This is a genomic window from Brevibacillus sp. HB1.3, from assembly GCF_013186635.1.
GTDB classification, from domain to species: Bacteria; Bacillota; Bacilli; order Brevibacillales; family Brevibacillaceae; genus Brevibacillus; species Brevibacillus brevis_D.
Window position 1 is genome coordinate 329983 of sequence record NZ_JABMIT010000002.1, and the last position, 17396, is coordinate 347378.

The following is a 17396-nucleotide window of genomic DNA, read 5'->3' on the forward strand; positions in this document are numbered from 1 at the left end:
GGGGATTACACCTCCTCGGAGAACATCGCGATGATTTCTTCCGCCGAAGCTGCGTTCACAATCCGCTTGACGTTTTCCTCCTCGGAGCAAAGAATGGCGATGTTCGAGAGCACCTCCAAATGCTCATCTCCAACAGCAGCAATGCCCACCAGCAAATAGGCTGTATTGCCCTCCCCAAAATCAACACCCTCCGGAACCTGAATGATGGAGATCCCAGTGGATTGAATCTCTGCCTTGGATTCGTTTGTTCCATGCGGGATGGCTACGCCGCTTCCGATGTATGTGGTCGCCAACTGCTCGCGCTCCTGCATTTTCTCTAGATACGCCTCCGTTACGTGGCCTGCGCGCACAAGCAATTGTCCCGCCAGTCTGATCGCTTCTTCCTTATTGGCTACCTTTGCGTTCAACATGATTTTTTCTGCTGTCAGTATGTTTTTCATTTCGTTCTCTCCAATCCTATCTTTTTGAGGCAAAACGCATACATTTTGCCCGCTATATAATCAGCAATTTGCTGTGTTTCTCCTGTTTTCAAAACTGCTTGCATTTCTTCTTCAATCAAAAGGGAGCTGATCTCGCTGAGTACCTCCAGCCCTTCCTTCGGCACTTCTTTCGGCCCTAGAAGGATCAGAAGCATATCAATGGATATCACTTCTTCATCCATCGAGCGAAGAAGCACTGGCTCTCGTAATTGGTGAAACGTAAAAGACGCCTTGTTCACTGCTTCATTTCTTCCGTGAAAAAGGGCCAAGGATGTTCCCGGAATCCCTAAACCGCCGAGCTTTTCCCGCTCGATCAGCTGCTTGACTACCGGTTCGACCTCCTCAATCGTTCCGCGCTCTTTTTGCCTCTTGATGATTTGGCTCAAAAGCTGGGCAATGTCCTGATCACGGTTATCCCATCTCATTCCCCACAGCCCATCGTAAAGCTCATTGGCATACGCAGCGTAGTATTGCATGGCCCTTAGTTGTTCGATGGACTGCTGTCCTGCGGGAACCGGCTGACTTTTCTCCTGATGGGATTGTTTTTGGCTCGTCGTGTGCAATTGATATTTAATTTTTTGGATATCGTCTGGCGGAAGCAGCGGGCTAACCACGACATATTCCGCTGGATCGAGCGGCAATGGAAGGGTGGAAATGATCAAGTCATAATCCGTTGCCGGAACCTCTTCCAAGTCAAACATGGACAAATTTTTCAAGCTGACGATTTCCGGTATTTCTTTTTTAATGCGCGTTGCCAAAATCTTGGAGGAGCCGATCCCACTGGAGCAGACTACCAATGCCCGGTACCAATGCTGCTCATGGCGCGTTCTCTCCAATGCTGCACCAAGATGCATCACCAGGTATCCGATCTCTTCATCTGGAACCCGTAGCTCTGGCAAAATCGTATGGACCGCTTCACTTGTTACGGCAAACAGCTCTGGATAGTTTTGCTTGATCTGTTCGAGAATCGGATTGCGAATCTCCATCTTCCGCTGTAATCGGTACAACGCTGGCTCCAGATGCGTCAGCAGCCCATGGAACAGCGAGGTGTCATTACTAAGCGGAATGTCCAAGCGTTCTTCGCAGGCTTGAATGAAGCGTTTCGTAATGACCATGAGCTCCGTATTTTCCGGCCATACCTGGTCATCCGAAGAATGCCGCAGCTTGGCTCCCCGCAAATGCATCGTAATATAGCCGATCTCATCCGCCGGGATTTCCATTTGGAAAATTTGCCTCAGCCGCTCCATGATGTTGCTAGCTATTTCGTATTCAGGAGTTCCAATCAATTCACTAAGGGTATGCTCGTCAAAATGAATGCCTTCCCCTTTTTCAATCCGTTCCATGGCCAACGCTAAATGTGTGACCAAACCGAGATAGGCGCTGTCTGCCAAAGGATAGGGAAGCTCCTCGTCCAAATGGCTCAATGCATTCTCGACCTTGATCAGCTTTTCCCGGTCAATCAAGCCAAGTAGCCGTTCCGCTATGGAGTCGACGTCTCGCAGTGCCTTGTTTTGAATATTTTCTTTGATAATCCCTATCAGCTCGTGATCATCCAGATGCTCGGCAATCAGTCGACTAATCGCTCGCCGTTTGGACGACTCTGTACCTTGCAGCTCTACGCCGTACCCTCTTTTTCGCAAGAGTGACAGATCGTAACGGGCGAGCATGGTCTCCAAATCATCCAGATCATGGCTGATGGTCGCGGTCGTCACTTTCAAATCGATCGCCAGCGAAATCAGCTTGACTGGCTCCGATGCCTCCAGGAGCGCGCACAGGATGATGGCCTTACGTTCCTGCGCGGTGTATTCCTTCGTCATGTGATGCAGGACAGAGATTCTAAGTGCGCTCTTTTGGTCGTCGGTCCCCACCACTTCAAGTCCTGAGCCTGTTTTTCTGACTAACTCCAGTTCAAATTCTTCAAACAAGGAATCCAGTGCATCCAATTCCCTGTGAACGGTACGGCCGCTTACCCCAATCTGCTCGGCGATCGAACCAACGGTAACCCCTTTTTGTTCCTTCAATAAAATCTCGATAATGGATCGCTGTCGAGAGGATACATGCATGTCTTCGTTCCCTCCTAAACGCCAAAGAGGGAAGACGCTAGCTCTCACTAGCGTTGATTCCCATTACCCCAGGCGTTTGACCAACTTGTCATACTCGGGACTATTCAAGAAATTTTCAATGGAGATATGCTCCGCAGAAGGCGCTTTGACCTGCGCTCTCTCTGTTAAAGTCTTGTGTGTAATGACGATATCAGCGTCACTTGGAATGTCGTTGATCGCCGTATTGATGACCGTAATCTCGGTCAGGCCCGCATCCTTGAACTTTTTGCGCAAGGACGCCGCTCCCATCGCACTGGAGCCCATACCCGCATCGCAAGAGAAGACGACTTTCTTCACGTCAGCAGTAGCAACCTCATGCTTCACGGGAGCTTCTACTACGTCTTGTTCCTGCGCTTTTTTGCCTTTCATCTCTTGCATTTTTTCTGTCGCTTTCTCCAGTTCATCTTCGTCTGTCTTCGCGCTCATTTTCAAGAGAGCAGATGCGATAAGGAAAGACACGACTGTCGCAGCCAGCACACCAGCAAGTACCGGTAGCAATCCACCACGCGGTGCCATTGCAATCAAGGCGAAAATACTACCTGGAGACGGTGGCGCCACCAATCCTGCGCCAAGCAAGGTGAAGGTAAACACACCAGCCATCCCGCCACCAATGGCCGCCAGAATCAAGCGCGGATTCATCAGCACATACGGGAAGTAAATTTCGTGGATACCTCCGAAGAAGTGAATGATCACAGCACCCGGAGCCGATTGCTTGGCACTACCTCTGCCAGCAAGCCAGTATGCCAACAAAATTCCCAAACCTGGCCCCGGATTGGATTCAAGCAGGAAGAAAACCGATTTGCCTATCTTCGCCGCTTCATCCAGACCGATTGGGCTCAAAATACCGTGGTTAATCGCGTTGTTCAGGAACAAAATCTTCGCTGGCTCGATGAAAATGCTGGCAAGCGGCAAGAGTCCTGCACCTACAATGACTTCTACACCCGCTGCAAGCGCCTTGCTCAAGCCTACAACAACAGGCCCAATTGCCTTGAATGCCAAAATTGTCAGTAACCCACCAACAATACCCGCGGAAAAGTTATTCACCAGCATTTCAAAGCCGGAACGAATTTTCCCTTCAAACAACTGGTCTACTTTTTTGATGACCCAGCCGCCCAAAGGACCCATGATCATGGCTCCCAAGAACATCGGGATGTCTGAACCTACGACAACCCCCATCGTAGCAACGGCACCTACGACCCCGCCTCGAACATCATGGACCATTTTCCCGCCGGTATAACCGATCAGCAGTGGCAGTAAATACGTAATCATCGGTCCGACCAATTTGGCCAATTCTTCGTTAGGCCGCCAACCTGTCGGAATAAATAAAGCGGTAATCAATCCCCAAGCGATGAAAGCACCGATATTCGGCATGACCATTGCACTCAAGAATCGTCCAAACTTTTGTACCGAGACCCGTATTCCACCCGAAGCGTTTTTTGTTTCCACGCTCTCCATACTGCACCCTCCTTTACCCCTATTTATGAGATGTTGACATGATTGAAAAGGTAATGTGTACACCTCAAATATAAAGCGTTTTCATAAGGGCTAACAACAAAATCAAAGCGCGAATTTGTCTGACTCATTGTTGCCAAAACTTAATTGCCCATAGGAAAAAGACCTCTGCTCAGCTGCAAAAGCCTTCTCCTTACAAATTTTCCGATTCAACTTTGATCACTTTTCCACCTAGTTTGTCACGGATTTCCCTAAATATTCGCAGGCAGTCCACACAAAAAAGACCGATGCGCACATGTGCACATCAGTCTTCGCTTGCTTTACCGCTCGATTCCTAGCTGCGTGGTGGACGAGATTCGCCACTGCGTGGACGGGAGTCACCGCTGCGTGGACGAGAGTCACCACTGCGTGGACGAGATTCGCCACTGCGTGGGCGAGATTCGCCGCTACGTGGACGATATTCGCCATTGCGTGGACGAGATGGACGCTTTCCACCAAAACCGGAACCGGAACCGAAGCCACCTTTTCCTTTTGGAGGCAGCTTTTTCTTCCCTACACGAAGAGGAGCCTCTTCCGTCAGGCGAACAGGAGTCGTATCCGGCTCTTTGGTCAACAGCTTGAGTGCTGCGGATACCAACGTTACGGAATCAACATCCTCAAGCAATTGTTCTGCCAATGTTTTGTAAGCAGACAAATCATCTCTGCCAGACGCTTCCAGGATTTTGTCTACTGTCATTTTTTGTTGACCTTCCAGCGCTTCTGCCATCGAAGGAACAGCATGACGCTCCATGCGACGCTTGGTCGTACGCTCAATCAGACGCAGATGGTCGATTTCACGGGAAGTAACAAATGTGATCGCGAGACCCGTTTTACCAGCACGTCCCGTTCTACCGATACGGTGAACGTAGCTTTCGGAGTCTTGTGGAATGTCAAAGTTGAATACGTGCGTAACCCCGCTGATATCCAGACCGCGAGCTGCAACGTCAGTCGCCACCAATACTTCGATTGTACCTTCTTTGAACTTGCGCAGTACGCTGTCGCGTTTTGCCTGGTTCAGGTCTCCGTGGATACCTTCTGCTCCATAACCGCGCTTGGTCAGCGCTTCGGACAGCTCATCCACTCTGCGCTTGGTTCTACCGAATACGATAGCCAGCTCAGGCGAATGAATATCCAGCAAACGGCACAGAACATCGAATTTTTGTCTTTCTGCTACTTCCATATATTGCTGTTCGATGTTTGGTACCGTTACTTCTTTTGCCTTCACTTGAATGATGGTTGGTTCGCTCATGAACTGCTGAGCGATTTCCTGGATCGCTCTTGGCATCGTCGCTGAGAAGAGCAATGTTTGACGATTAGTAGGAACCTCTTTCAAGATTTCTTTAATATCGTCGATGAAGCCCATGTTCAGCATTTCATCTGCTTCATCCAAGATCACCATTTCAATTGAATCGAGACGAATCGTTTTTCTTCTCATGTGATCCATGAAACGACCAGGTGTTGCTACGATGATTTGCGGGCGTTTTTTCAACGCCTTGATTTGACGCGTGATGTCTTGACCACCGTAGATTGGCAGGGCAGAGATGTTTTTAAATTGGGCAATTTTATTAATCTCTTCTGCCACCTGAACAGCCAGCTCACGTGTCGGGGTCAGTACAACCCCTTGAATGTTACCGTTAGTTTCGTCCAAGCGCTCAACCAGTGGAATACCGAATGCAGCCGTTTTACCAGTACCTGTTTGCGCCTGACCGATCAGGTCACGCCCTTGCAGTGCTACAGGAACCGTTTGATCCTGAATCGCTGTAGCCTCTTCGAAACCCATGTTACTCAATGCTCTAACAATGGAGTGGTGTAAGCCAAAATCATTAAAAGTCGCCAATGAATGTCAGTCTCCTTTATCAATACCTTCATCTATAAAATTCTCAAAAAAAAGGGCACTATTCCTTACGATCCGGAACATGCCCTTTTATCCCGATTGTACGTAGCGCCCTAAAGAACATAGCTGTAATCGTACCATGCAATGACCGAAAAAGCAAACAGCTTATATACCCAAATTGTTTCATTTTTTGGTGATGAATCTTGTAAAAATAACAAAGCAGCCCAGAATCAGGCTGCTTGTCTGTTATTCGATTATTTTACCCATTTGTTGTAAAGCTCATCAAACTTTCCTTGCAGTTTCATTTCATCCATCCACAGATCCAAGTAGTTAGCGAAAATCGTATCTCCGCGGTGAATCATGTACGCTTTTTCACTTTTGGTGAACGGGTTGTCGGTCAGAGCAGCATACAGGCGGGAATCTGCTTTAGAATATACAAGCGCTTCCAGCGTATCCGTGATCATCACATCGTACTTACCACTTGCTACCAGACCAGGAATGTCGAGGTTGTTTTGTTCAACCGTCACAGTTGCTTTTGTCAGGTGCTCACGAACAAACTTTTCGTTGGTTCCACCTGGATTCACACCAATGCGCACCTCTGGCTTGTTGATGTCTGCTACACTCTTGTACTTATCCTTGTCTTCTGCACGGATGAGTGGAGCTTTACCGAACATAATATAAGGATCGCTCATATGCGCTTTTTTCTGACGGTCTGTGTTGCGCGTAACGCCTCCGACAGCAATATCGAATTTATTTGCCAACAGATCATCCATCAGTGTCGGCCAAGAGGTTTGGACAAAACGCGCCTCTACTCCCAGGCTTTTTGCGAATTCCTTCATCGCATCGATATCGTAACCTTCGAATTGGTTTGTTTTCGGATTCAAATATGTAAACGGTTTGTAGTCGCCTGGAGTACCTACGAGGATGTAGCCTCTCGCAATGATTTCGTCCAAACGAGACTCAAACTTTTTCACTTGTGGTTTTTTAGCAGCTTCAGCCGCTACAGTTGGGACAGGCTTAACCGCTGTTGCGGCAAAAGCACCTGTTCCTGATGTCATGAGCATAGTTGCAGCGAGTGTGCTCGCCAAAATTGTCTGTGTGATTTTTTTCATCTGGGTTCTCCTCCTGTTAAACGGTAATGAATTTAGTTATAGAAACAAACTCCATCATCCCCTAATGGCATCCCCCCTTTCAAAAAGAGGACTTACAACCTGATGAGCTGCTTCTTATACCGTAAACCTGCCGATTCCTTGCTGTAATTCTTCTGCCACTGCGTTCAAATGCTCGACAGACTTGCCAATTTCTTGGATGGCTTGAAGTTGCTCTTCGGTTGCCCTTGCCACTGTTTGCGCGTCGAGTGAAGCATGCTTTGCAATGTTATGCATTTCGTCTACAGAAGCACTCACCTGTTGGGAGCCTGCTGACATTTGCTCAGATGCGGCGGATACTTCCAAAATGTGCGCGGCAACGTTCCGGGAAGATTCCAAAATATGCTCAAAGATTTCGCGAACCTCTTCGACCAGTTGGATACCTTGCTGTGCGTTTTGGTTGCCCTCGGTCATAACTTCTACCGCGTGATGAGTATCCTGCTGGATTTCCCCGATCAGCATTGCAATTTTCGATGCGGATTCCTCGGATTGGTTCGCCAGTTTTTTCACTTCACCAGCAACTACAGCAAAACCACGTCCATGCTCGCCAGCACGTGCTGCCTCAATCGAAGCGTTCAAGGCAAGCAAATTAATTTGCGAGGTCAACTGACTGATCGTATCGAGAATGCCTTCGATTTCTTTGGAGCGATTGTTGAGCTGCTCGATGGCTACAGTCGCCTTCGAAGTTCCCTCACCAATGCTTCCCATCTGGCGAACTGCCTGCTCTACCACAGCAGTCCCTTGCTCAGCCTGCTCTGTTGCGATCTGGGCAGCCTCAGAAACATGTGCAGACGTCTCCGCGATTTTCACGATGCCCGCTGCCATGTCAGTCATCGACAATGCGACTTCCTGCGAGCTAGATGCCTGCGCCTCTGCTCCCTCAGAAATCTGTGCGATAGACAAGCCGATTTGGTTGATGTTTTCCGTCGCTTGTTTAATGCCTGCGGATACTTCCTGACTAAAGCGCTGAACTTGATCAGACGACAGTGATACGTCTTCGATCAAATTTTTCAAGTGTGATACCGTCTGGTTAAAGTCACGGGACAGAACCGCAATCTCGTCTTTTCCGTCAACCGTTACGGTCTCTTTCAAATTCCCCTGCGCCACTACATTTACTGCGTGATTTAGACGCTCAATTGGTTTTACCATGCGTACAGCCAAGAAATAGATGAGGACGACCCCAAGCGCCAATACGATGAGGGAAATAACCGTCAATCGGACTAACAGTTGATCGACAGGTGCATGCAGCTCCGCTACGGGCGCAGTGATGTATATCCCCCAGTTCAAATTGGTTGGCGCATAGGAAGCAAATCGCTCTGTATTCTCGTATTCGTATTGGGCGATTCCATGATTCCCTTGCTTGATATCTTCAAAAGCAGTCTGAAGTGGAAGAATACCCATATTAAGAATGGATTCCTTCAGAATGTACTCGCTATTCGGATGATAAATAAATGTTCCTGTTTTGCTTACTAAAAAGGCGTAACCTAATTCGCCGAATTTCTCCTCAGACACCTTTTTTTGGATCTCATTGATTGGAATCGTAGAACCGATGTAACCGTATTGACGATTGTCCTTCATCAATGGAACGACCAGTGTCACGATGTTATTCCCTGTCCGCTTCGAAATGACTGGCTCAGAGACAACGACCTTCCCTTCCCCTTTGCTAGCTTCCTTAATATGCGGACGATCCGAGATGTCGGTCACTTCACCCTTGAAATTGATCACTTTCTTACCGCTTAAGTCATGCGAAAAGAAGAACGTCTCAAACTCGGGGTTTTTCTTTTGGGCTTCTTGAATGAGTTTCAGGTCTTGTTCGACATTTTGATCTGCCGACATCAACCCTCCTATCGCTCTTACAATCTCAATTTTCTCTTGAAAGAAACCATCGATACGAATCGAGAGATTGCTAGCTGACAGCTCAGCTTCTTTGTCCAGGCTGTTTGCCAAAAGGTTGGAAGCACTCCAATAGCTTGCACCGCAAACCGTACCCAAACTTATTACCAATAGCAGGCACAAAACGATAATTAGCTTATTCTTCAAACTATTTTTCATACCGAATCCCTTCTCCCTTCTCTTTTTTCAACAAAAAAAAGACTGCCCACCGACAGCCCATCATGACTACGGTATGGCAACCCGGCTGTCCTAGCTGCGAAAGTCATTTGACCTTCGTCCTTAGACCCGTGGCTTTGCGTCCCTGCCTTTCAGCAAGTTTGCCTTTGTCATTCCTTGTTGGTTTTCAATTAAGTTCACTTTTTTCAATCTCACCTTTCATTTCCCATAACTTTCTGCGAATAAACCTCAAAATGGAAAAAAAGCTGACAACCTTTTACAGCTGTCAGCTTTTTGTCACACTTTTTGATTAGCTTAATCCAATCACTTGACCATCCTCGTCTACATACAACGATTCCGCAGCCGGCTTTTTCGGAAGGCCCGGCATGGTAACCAAGCTTCCGGTCAGTGCCACGATAAAACCAGCTCCTGCTGATATGCGCACTTCGCTCACATGTATCGTGAAGTCTACAGGTGCCCCCAACAGATCAGCACGATCCGTAAAAGAGTAAGGTGTTTTCGCCATGCATACAGGCAGATGGGACATGCCCATTTCTTCTACCTTTTGCATCGTTTTTAATGCTAACGGCGAAAAGACAACTCCTGATCCACGGTATACTTCTTTCACGACAGTCTCGATCTTGTCTTTCATGCTGAGGTCTTCCTCATACAAGAATCGGAAGGACGAAGGCAGCTCTGCTGCTCGAATTACTTTTTCAGCCAGCTCGACACCGCCTGCTCCTCCTTCTGCCCACACTTTAGAGAGCGCTGCTTCGGCTCCAGCCGCTTGACACAGCGCAATGACAGCATCAATCTCTGCTTGGGTATCTGTCGCAAAATGATTGATGGCCACCACTGCTGGCACACCAAACTTCTGTAGGTTTTCCAGATGTCGCTTGACGTTTTCGAAGCCTTTTTCCAGAGCAGACAAGTTCTCCACCGCCAAGTCCGGTACTTTTACCCCGCCGTTGTATTTCAACGACCGAACCGTAATGACCACGACAGCAGCCGATGGAGTCAGACCTGCTTTTCTGCACTTGATGTCAAAAAACTTCTCGGCCCCCAAGTCGGCACCAAATCCAGCCTCTGTTACGACGTAATCTGCCAGCTTCAAGGCCATTTTGGTTCCGATCACACTGCTGCACCCATGCGCGATATTGGCAAAAGGTCCGCCGTGAATGATGACCGGGGTTCCTTCGATTGTCTGTACGAGATTGGGCTTGATGGCTTCCTTCAAGAGAACGCACATCGCATCGACCGCGTTGATTTCTTCCGCCCGTACAGGCTGATCATTGAAATCGTAGCCAATAATGATATGGTTCAACCGCTCGCGCAAGTCTGCTAGATTCTCACTCAAGCATAAGATCGCCATGATTTCCGACGCGGTCGTAATCATGAAGCCATCCTCACGCGTCATTCCATTGCCTTCACCCATACCAACCACGATGTTTCGCAGTGCGCGGTCGTTCATGTCCATAGCTCGTTTCCAAACGATTTTCTTTGGATTGAGTCCGCGCGGATTGCCATGGAAAATATGATTGTCGATCATCGCTGCCAACAAGTTATGTGCAGCTGTAATCGCATGAATGTCCCCTGTAAAATGCAGGTTAATTTCATCGGCCGGGAGAATTTGTGCCTGGCCGCTTCCCGTTGCGCCTCCTTTGATCCCCATGCAAGGACCCAAGGACGGCTCGCGAAGTGCTGCCATTGTTTTCTTCCCGAGATGATTTAATGCTTGTGACAGACCAATCGTCGTGAGCGTCTTGCCTGCTCCCGCCGGGTTGGGGTTCATCGCTGTAACAAGAACTAGTTTGCCATCAGGGCGATCCTTCACTTGCTCCCATAGTTCATCTGATAGTTTGGCTTTATATTTTCCGTATAGCTCCAAATGCTGTTCTTCGATACCTGCACTCTTGGCAATTTCAACAATAGACTTCATACTTGCCTCCCTGCCACACCAGAATGTAATGCACCAGTTACCAATCTTCTACATTCTGCATAATCATCCTTTCTCCTCTCCTCTTCGACACATTACGCAAAAGAAAAAGCCCACATTCCGACAAACGTTCAGAATGCATAGCGTATCAGATTGTCAGATCGAATGAAAAATCCAGGAACCATTTTATGGAATATAACGTCATACAGTTAATGACAGGATAGCCACTAGGATGTCCTGAAAAATGGGGGATGAATTTGAAAAAACTTATAACTCTTTTGATTATTTTAGGTGTACTAACTGGATGCGAAGCTAACGAAACGAATTTGAATGAATTGCCGAAAGAACAATCACAAGTTGAGAGTGTTTCCCCGTTATTATTAGAATCTTTATCTAAATCACTGAATAAGCAAAAGCAAGACATCAAAATGGAGGATTTATTCAATATCGAAGAACTCACATTAGAAATAGATAATGTTCCTCTGGAACAAAGAGAAGCACCGATTGATTTATCTGTCCTATCTAAAATGAAAAACCTTAAAACGCTATCTTTGAACAGAATCAATGTTAAGGATTATCTGTTTCTAAAGGATTTGAGTGAACTTGAATATCTTTCAATCACTGGTTTTCAGGAAGCTCAGTTACCTGTTTTAACTAACAGTAAACTAATAAGCCTCTCACTGAATGAGGGAGATTTATCAGTTTTGAAAATGCTTGAGAATAGTAAATCTCTCCAGCACTTAACCATTCGAAATAATAAAATAACAGCTTTATCACCAATTAAACTACGCCATCTTACTTTCTTAGATGTATCAAATAATCCTATTAACTCGATGGATTTTGTAAAAGAACTCCCGAATTTGGAACGTTTACAAATGATGAATGCTCCCATCACAGACATTACATCTATACAGTCTCTACCTAAATTAAATTATTTAGATATAAGAGGCACAAAGGTAACTTCTATAAAACCGTTACTCAGTCTTGATAAATTATCAATTCTGCTAGTTGATCGAAAAAGCATTAGCGACTTAGCTTTGCTGAAAAAAGAAATCAAAGTCACTGAAAATGGCAATGAAATTAATGATGGAAATTAATTTTAAAAAAGAGACTGCCGAGGAAGTCGGCAGCCTCAACCTCTCTTAGACAAGAGAGGTTTCTTTATTTCGTGTAATAGTTGTAGTATTCAAATTCGCCACGTTGATCGATTACATCTTGAAGGTTCGTATAAGAACAAGCATCAGCATCTTTTAATTTTTGTTCCGCAAAAAAATTCTCAAGGTGCTTTTCCATTCTTCGGGACGTACCACAGGAAGCAGAGGCTCACCAAACGGTATCGGAAACCTTTTCAGTGAGGGAAACCTTTTTATGGAAATACACGTCTTATATTTGTCTTCATACTCACGCGATTACTAAAAGAGGAGTTGATCGTTGTGCACACGATAAAATTTAGGGCGTATCTTTCTTTACTCACATTGCTTTGTTTATCTCTCTTTGGATGCAATGAGAGAGTCATAGATCATCCAAATGGTTATGTTACATTTGTAGAAGAGAATCCTACGAATCTATTTGAAGATCAGTCCAATTTAGCTGAAATTCGTAGTCCAAAAAACTTTTCAGTCATTGAAGACAAAGTAATGACTATCCATTTTTATGGAGTGCCTGATTACTCCTACAACGTAACAATACAAGATGATCTTAAAAATATATTGTTTCAGGAAGAAATAAAACCACAAAGCAAAGTCTTCCAATACATGAGAGAAATCACACTAGAAAAAATTCCCTCAACCTTGCATGGGAAAGTCATTGTATCTGCTAGGGTATCTTCTGAGGAAGTTAAAAATGCCTGGCATACAGAACATGAAATAGCTTTTAAAACTAATAGTGTCGACTGGCTAACCATACATAACCCTGTTCCCTATACGAACATGCTGGTTGGTGAGGAGTTAGAAATTACAGGAAAAGTGGGACATCCTGAAAAATTATCTTATTCTGTGAGCGATGGTGTCCAAGATCTGATGACGGGTAAGATCGAAGTCAATCAAGATGGAACTTTTCAAACTCGCATTCCAATAAATCAGTTACCTGCTAATCACCTAAGTAAAGCTACATTGGCAATAGAAGATGCACAGAAAAATTTTGTCCTTCTTGATTTCTTTATTCGAGAAAAGCCATGAGATTTGAACAGAACTGTATATGAAAAAGAGAAGCCCCTGGGGAGATCCAGGGGCTTGTTTGATGAAATATTTTATTCAAAATAATCTCGGATACCACGGTAGATACCACTGGCCATGTCAATTTTGTTGTCGTAGTCGGCAATAAATGCATCGTCATCTGGATTGGACATGAAACCCAATTCAAGCAATGTTGCCGGCATATCAGTATCCCGCAGTACTTGGAAGTTGTCCTTTCTAATTCCTGTGCTTCCCCATGTATCGAGGCCCGTATAATCTACGATTCTTGGAAGAATAGCTTCCGCTAGTGCTTTATCCTCGGATTTATAGTAGTGTGCCGAGAGACCATTAGCGCTTGTATTGGTGCTACTGTTATGGTGGAGGGAAACAAAGATATCCGCGCCCCATTTATTTGCCATTTTAGCACGTTCATCCAAGCAAACTGGATCATCCGTTGTACGGCTCATCTTAACATTTGCACCAGCCTCTTCCAGGTACTCTACCAGGACTTCAGCGATTGAAAGGGCAGAACTTTTTTCATTTCCAGATTTTTTGCCAGAAGTACCTACAGCGTAAGTGCCACAACGATTTTTACCTTGAGAAGCTGTACCACCATGACCTGGATCAACGAAAATCTTTTTTCCACGCAAGCTCATATTTATTTTCCCCTATCTAAATGTAATAAGCGACTTGATTTGACCGGTCAATTTGTCGCTTTCATACATAAAGGAAAAAAACGAGGTCCTTTTACAACCAATGCCCAAAAAATTCCTAATGTACTACGAAAACGCGATGAAATGGCGTTTTGTTACGTTTATTGAGTATCCCATTCAGAAAAGTAGATGGAATATTTTATGGAAAACGGTTGTTTTTTACCTTCTCTTTTTACCTATAAGGTAGGACCCACCGTTAGTGAGGCGGGCTTTTAACACTACCTACTCAAAGGGGATATTACCAATTCCGACAAACGTTCAGAATGCAGGCTCTCTGTTATTTCCCGAAAATTTTTCCCGGATTCAAAATGCCGTTCGGGTCCAGCACATGCTTCATGGCTTGCATGACGTCCAGTGCTTCTCCATGTTCCTTGCGCTGGTATTTGATTTTCCCCACACCCACACCATGTTCTCCGGTGCAGGTTCCTCCCCGACTCAATGCGTACTCCACCAGATGCGCATTTACTTCCTCGGCACGCGCAACTTCTTCGGGGTCATTCAGGTCGATCATTAGGATAGCGTGATAGTTCCCATCCCCGACATGCCCTGCAATCGCTCCATCCAGCCCAGCGCGATCAATGGCTTGTCGGGCGTCCACAACGGCCCCTGCCAGCTCGGAAATCGGCAAGCAAACATCTGTCACCATCAGCTTTTTCCCGGGGGATTTGTGCAGGAAGGCATACGCCAGGTTATGACGAGCGTCCCAGAGCTGCGCCCTCGCTTTTGAATCGGTTTCAAAGAGAAACTGTGTGCAGCCATGTCCATCGGCGATGTTCTGCGCAAAATCGATATCATACGCGAGCCCTTGTTCACTGCCGTGGAACTCGATAAACAGCGTCGGTGCTTCCGGGTAGCTCGTTTCTTTGTACAGATTCACTTGTTGGATGGAACGTTCATCAACCAGCTCGATTCGCGCTACTTGAATACCCGCTCCGAGAATATCTACGACGGTATCGACAGCATCCTGAACAGAAGGGAAGCTGGCACGCGCCGCCGTTGTCGCCTCAGGGATGCCGTAAACACGCAAGGTCAGCTCTGTAAATACACCAAGCGTTCCCTCCGACCCGACAAATAGCCCAGTAAGATGGTAGCCTGAGGAGGACTTGGCTGTCATGCTCCCTGTACGGATGATACGTCCGTCTGCCGTCACCACTTCCAGATCGCGAACCTGATCACGCATCACGCCATAGCGAACAGAAGTCGTTCCACTGGCGTTTGTAGCAGCCATCCCACCCAAAGTCGCGTCCGCGCCAGGATCGACGGAGAAAAACAATCCGTGCTTTTTCAACTCTTTATTGAGCTGGGTGCGCGTCACACCTGGCTGGACTCTCACGAGGAAATCCTTCGGTCGCACCTCCCGCACTTGGTTCATCAAGGAAAAATCCATGCTGATTCCGCCCGCATAAGGAATCGCATGGCCTTCCAGACTGCTCCCCATGCCAAACGGCGTTACCGCAATGCGCTTTTCGTTTGCCAGCTTCATGATTTGGCTGACTTCCTCTGCCGTCTGCGGAAACACGACCACATCCGGAAGATGCGGGGTATGGTACGATTCATCATGGCTATGATGCTCCAGTATTGTGGGGTTGGTCGATACTCGTTCTTCCCCCAGCAATCCCACTAACGCTTGCTTGTAATCCACGTTGGTTTTCCCCCTCCGTTACTTGCTCAAGTTGACAAGGAATAAGCTGATTTCAGGTATGTAGGTGATAAGCATCAAATCGACGATCATAATGACCAAAAACGGGATCACCGCTCGCTCAATCTCCGTATTCTGGAGCTTCGCAATATTTCCTGCTACCAACAAATTGATCCCAACCGGTGGCGTCAGCATACCGATGGCGGAGTTGACGACCATGATCACTCCGAATAGCACCGGATCAATGCCTAAAGAATTCGTGATCGGCAACAGGATCGGTGTCAGGAGAATGATCGTAACCGCTGTTTCCATGAACGTCCCCAAAATGAGCAGCAAGATGTTAATGATGAGCAACGTGATGATCGTGCTATCGGTAATCCCTAGCATGAATTGTGCAATTTCCTGCGGGATGTTTTCCCTCGTCATCAGATAGCCAAATGCGTTGGCAGTCGCGATAATAAGCATGATGACCGCTGTCATGCTGGCAGAGCCCGCGAAGATTTCCCCCAAGTCCCTCCACTTGATCTCCCGGTAGACGAAAAGCCCAACAATCAGACCGTAAATCACGGCTACCACTGCTGCTTCTGTCGGAGTAAAGACGGCTCCGTATATACCGCCAAGGATAATGATCGGCATGAGAATCGCCAAAATGGCGTCCTTGAATGCCTCCCATATCTCTTTGGGTGTATGCTTCTCTCCGCCACCCCAGCCGTTTTTCTTACTGATCCAATACGAGTACAGGATCAGCGAGATTGCTACGAGAATACCCGGTCCAATCCCGGCAATAAACAAGTCGCTAATCGAGGCACTCGCTGCTACCCCGTACAAAACCATTGGCACACTCGGAGGAATCATGACACCGATCGTTCCCCCTGTTGCATGCAATGCCGCAGAAAATCGGACATTATACCCTTTTTTGACCATGTGCGGGATCAAAATCCCCCCTACGGCTGCCGTTGTTGCGGCAGAAGAACCCGATATCGCTGCAAAAAAGGTACAACCCATGACCGCCACGATAGCCAATCCTCCCGGGAGGTTCCCGACAATCGTATTCGCAAAACGAATTAGCCTTGCAGAGATTCCACCTGTTTCCATCAGCTTTCCTGCCAAGAGGAAGAACGGGATCGCCATCAAAGGGAAGGAATCTGTCCCGTTAAACATTTTCTGAATCACAACCAGAAGAGGAATGTTCCCCTCCAGCATAAACACGACAACGACAGACAACCCCAATGCCACCCCGATCGGTACGTTCACGATCAGGAGCACCAACAGTGTTAAAAACAAAATCGTACCCACAATCTGGTCACTCCTTCCCGGTAATGTCTTTCCATGTCACATGGATCACGTTCATGATGAGTAAGGCACCACTGATCGGAATCACCATGTATACATAGCCCATTGGAACGAGCAGAGTGGGTGAGGTTTGTGTCATGCTTCTCGCTGATAACAAGTAGCCTTGCTGAACCATGACGTAAAAAAAGACCAGACTACACAAAGCGGCAATAACCAGCACCAGCTTGTTCATGCGAGGCGACAAGTACTTTTGAATGTATTCCGTACCGATGTGTGCTTTGATCGACATTGCGTACGCTGATCCCAGAAACGTGATCCAGATCAGCAAATACCGAGCCACTTCCTCCGTCCAGGCCAAGGGCTGGTCGAGCAAAAAACGGAAAAGCACCTGCAAGAAGACAGCGATCACCATAATAGCCAGAAGGGCAATGATAAAAAAACGAAGGATGCTGTTTATTTTGGAAACAAGGTTGCCCACACACAATCTCCTTTCGCAGGAAAAAGGGGAGAAAAGCCAGAGTGGCTCGTCTCCCTTCTG

General features: G+C 46.8%; 13 protein-coding genes and 1 riboswitch. Of the genes, 2 read left to right on the top strand and 11 right to left on the bottom strand.

What is annotated here, in order from left to right; all coding sequences use genetic code 11:
* Positions 1-5 precede the first annotated feature (5 nt).
* From HPY31_RS06215 to HPY31_RS06245, 7 genes are all read right to left on the bottom strand, one after another.
* The gene (locus tag HPY31_RS06215) at positions 6-440 is read right to left on the bottom strand and encodes a PTS mannitol transporter subunit IIA (RefSeq protein ID WP_016739619.1); all 435 of its coding nucleotides are present in this window, start codon (positions 438-440) and stop codon (positions 6-8) included.
* The gene (locus HPY31_RS06220; RefSeq protein WP_172139387.1) at positions 437-2542 is read right to left on the bottom strand and encodes a BglG family transcription antiterminator; all 2106 of its coding nucleotides are present in this window, start codon (positions 2540-2542) and stop codon (positions 437-439) included. Before HPY31_RS06220 ends, HPY31_RS06215 begins: the two co-directional genes overlap by 4 nt.
* A 63-nt stretch (positions 2543-2605) precedes the next feature.
* Positions 2606-4036: a PTS mannitol transporter subunit IIBC gene (locus tag HPY31_RS06225; protein ID WP_172139389.1), complete on the bottom strand. Its 1431-nt coding sequence runs from the start codon at positions 4034-4036 to the stop codon at positions 2606-2608.
* A gap of 331 nt (positions 4037-4367) precedes the next feature.
* Positions 4368-5909, bottom strand: coding sequence for a degradosome RNA helicase CshA (gene cshA, locus HPY31_RS06230; protein WP_172139391.1), 1542 nt, complete (start codon positions 5907-5909; stop codon positions 4368-4370).
* 251 nt (positions 5910-6160) lie between these two features.
* On the bottom strand, positions 6161-7018 hold the full coding sequence (locus HPY31_RS06235; RefSeq protein WP_172139393.1) for a transporter substrate-binding domain-containing protein: 858 nt from the start codon (positions 7016-7018) through the stop codon (positions 6161-6163).
* Between the two features lie 114 nt (positions 7019-7132).
* Positions 7133-9106 carry a methyl-accepting chemotaxis protein gene (locus HPY31_RS06240; protein ID WP_016739614.1) on the bottom strand — a complete coding sequence of 658 codons (1974 nt, stop codon included), beginning with the start codon at positions 9104-9106 and terminating at the stop codon, positions 7133-7135.
* Between the two features lie 72 nt (positions 9107-9178).
* Positions 9179-9279: riboswitch (cyclic di-GMP riboswitch) on the bottom strand.
* A gap of 134 nt (positions 9280-9413) precedes the next feature.
* Complete coding sequence (locus HPY31_RS06245; RefSeq protein ID WP_172139395.1) at positions 9414-11042, bottom strand: formate--tetrahydrofolate ligase; 1629 nt, start codon at positions 11040-11042, stop codon at positions 9414-9416.
* Positions 11043-11296: 254 nt separating this feature from the next.
* Here HPY31_RS06245 and HPY31_RS06250 point away from each other — a divergent pair, with 254 nt between their 5' ends.
* Positions 11297-12136 carry a leucine-rich repeat domain-containing protein gene (locus tag HPY31_RS06250; protein WP_172139397.1) on the top strand — a complete coding sequence of 280 codons (840 nt, stop codon included), beginning with the start codon at positions 11297-11299 and terminating at the stop codon, positions 12134-12136.
* Between the two features lie 336 nt (positions 12137-12472).
* Positions 12473-13216 (top strand): hypothetical protein, encoded by a 744-nt coding sequence (locus tag HPY31_RS06255; RefSeq protein WP_172139399.1) that lies wholly within the window; start codon positions 12473-12475, stop codon positions 13214-13216.
* Positions 13217-13287: 71 nt separating this feature from the next.
* On the opposite strand, the gene HPY31_RS06260 is transcribed toward HPY31_RS06255, so the two are convergent.
* The 4 genes from HPY31_RS06260 to HPY31_RS06275 all read right to left on the bottom strand — a co-directional run bounded on the left by HPY31_RS06260 (position 13288) and on the right by HPY31_RS06275 (position 17336).
* Positions 13288-13869 carry an N-acetylmuramoyl-L-alanine amidase family protein gene (locus HPY31_RS06260; protein ID WP_064200091.1) on the bottom strand — a complete coding sequence of 194 codons (582 nt, stop codon included), beginning with the start codon at positions 13867-13869 and terminating at the stop codon, positions 13288-13290.
* A 334-nt stretch (positions 13870-14203) separates the two neighbouring features.
* On the bottom strand, positions 14204-15568 hold the full coding sequence (locus tag HPY31_RS06265) for an FAD-binding oxidoreductase (protein WP_064200094.1): 1365 nt from the start codon (positions 15566-15568) through the stop codon (positions 14204-14206).
* An 18-nt stretch (positions 15569-15586) separates the two neighbouring features.
* Positions 15587-16861 (bottom strand): TRAP transporter large permease, encoded by a 1275-nt coding sequence (locus tag HPY31_RS06270; protein WP_172139401.1) that lies wholly within the window; start codon positions 16859-16861, stop codon positions 15587-15589.
* A gap of 7 nt (positions 16862-16868) precedes the next feature.
* Positions 16869-17336 carry a TRAP transporter small permease gene (locus HPY31_RS06275; protein WP_172139403.1) on the bottom strand — a complete coding sequence of 156 codons (468 nt, stop codon included), beginning with the start codon at positions 17334-17336 and terminating at the stop codon, positions 16869-16871.
* Between the last annotated feature and the right edge of the window lie 60 nt (positions 17337-17396).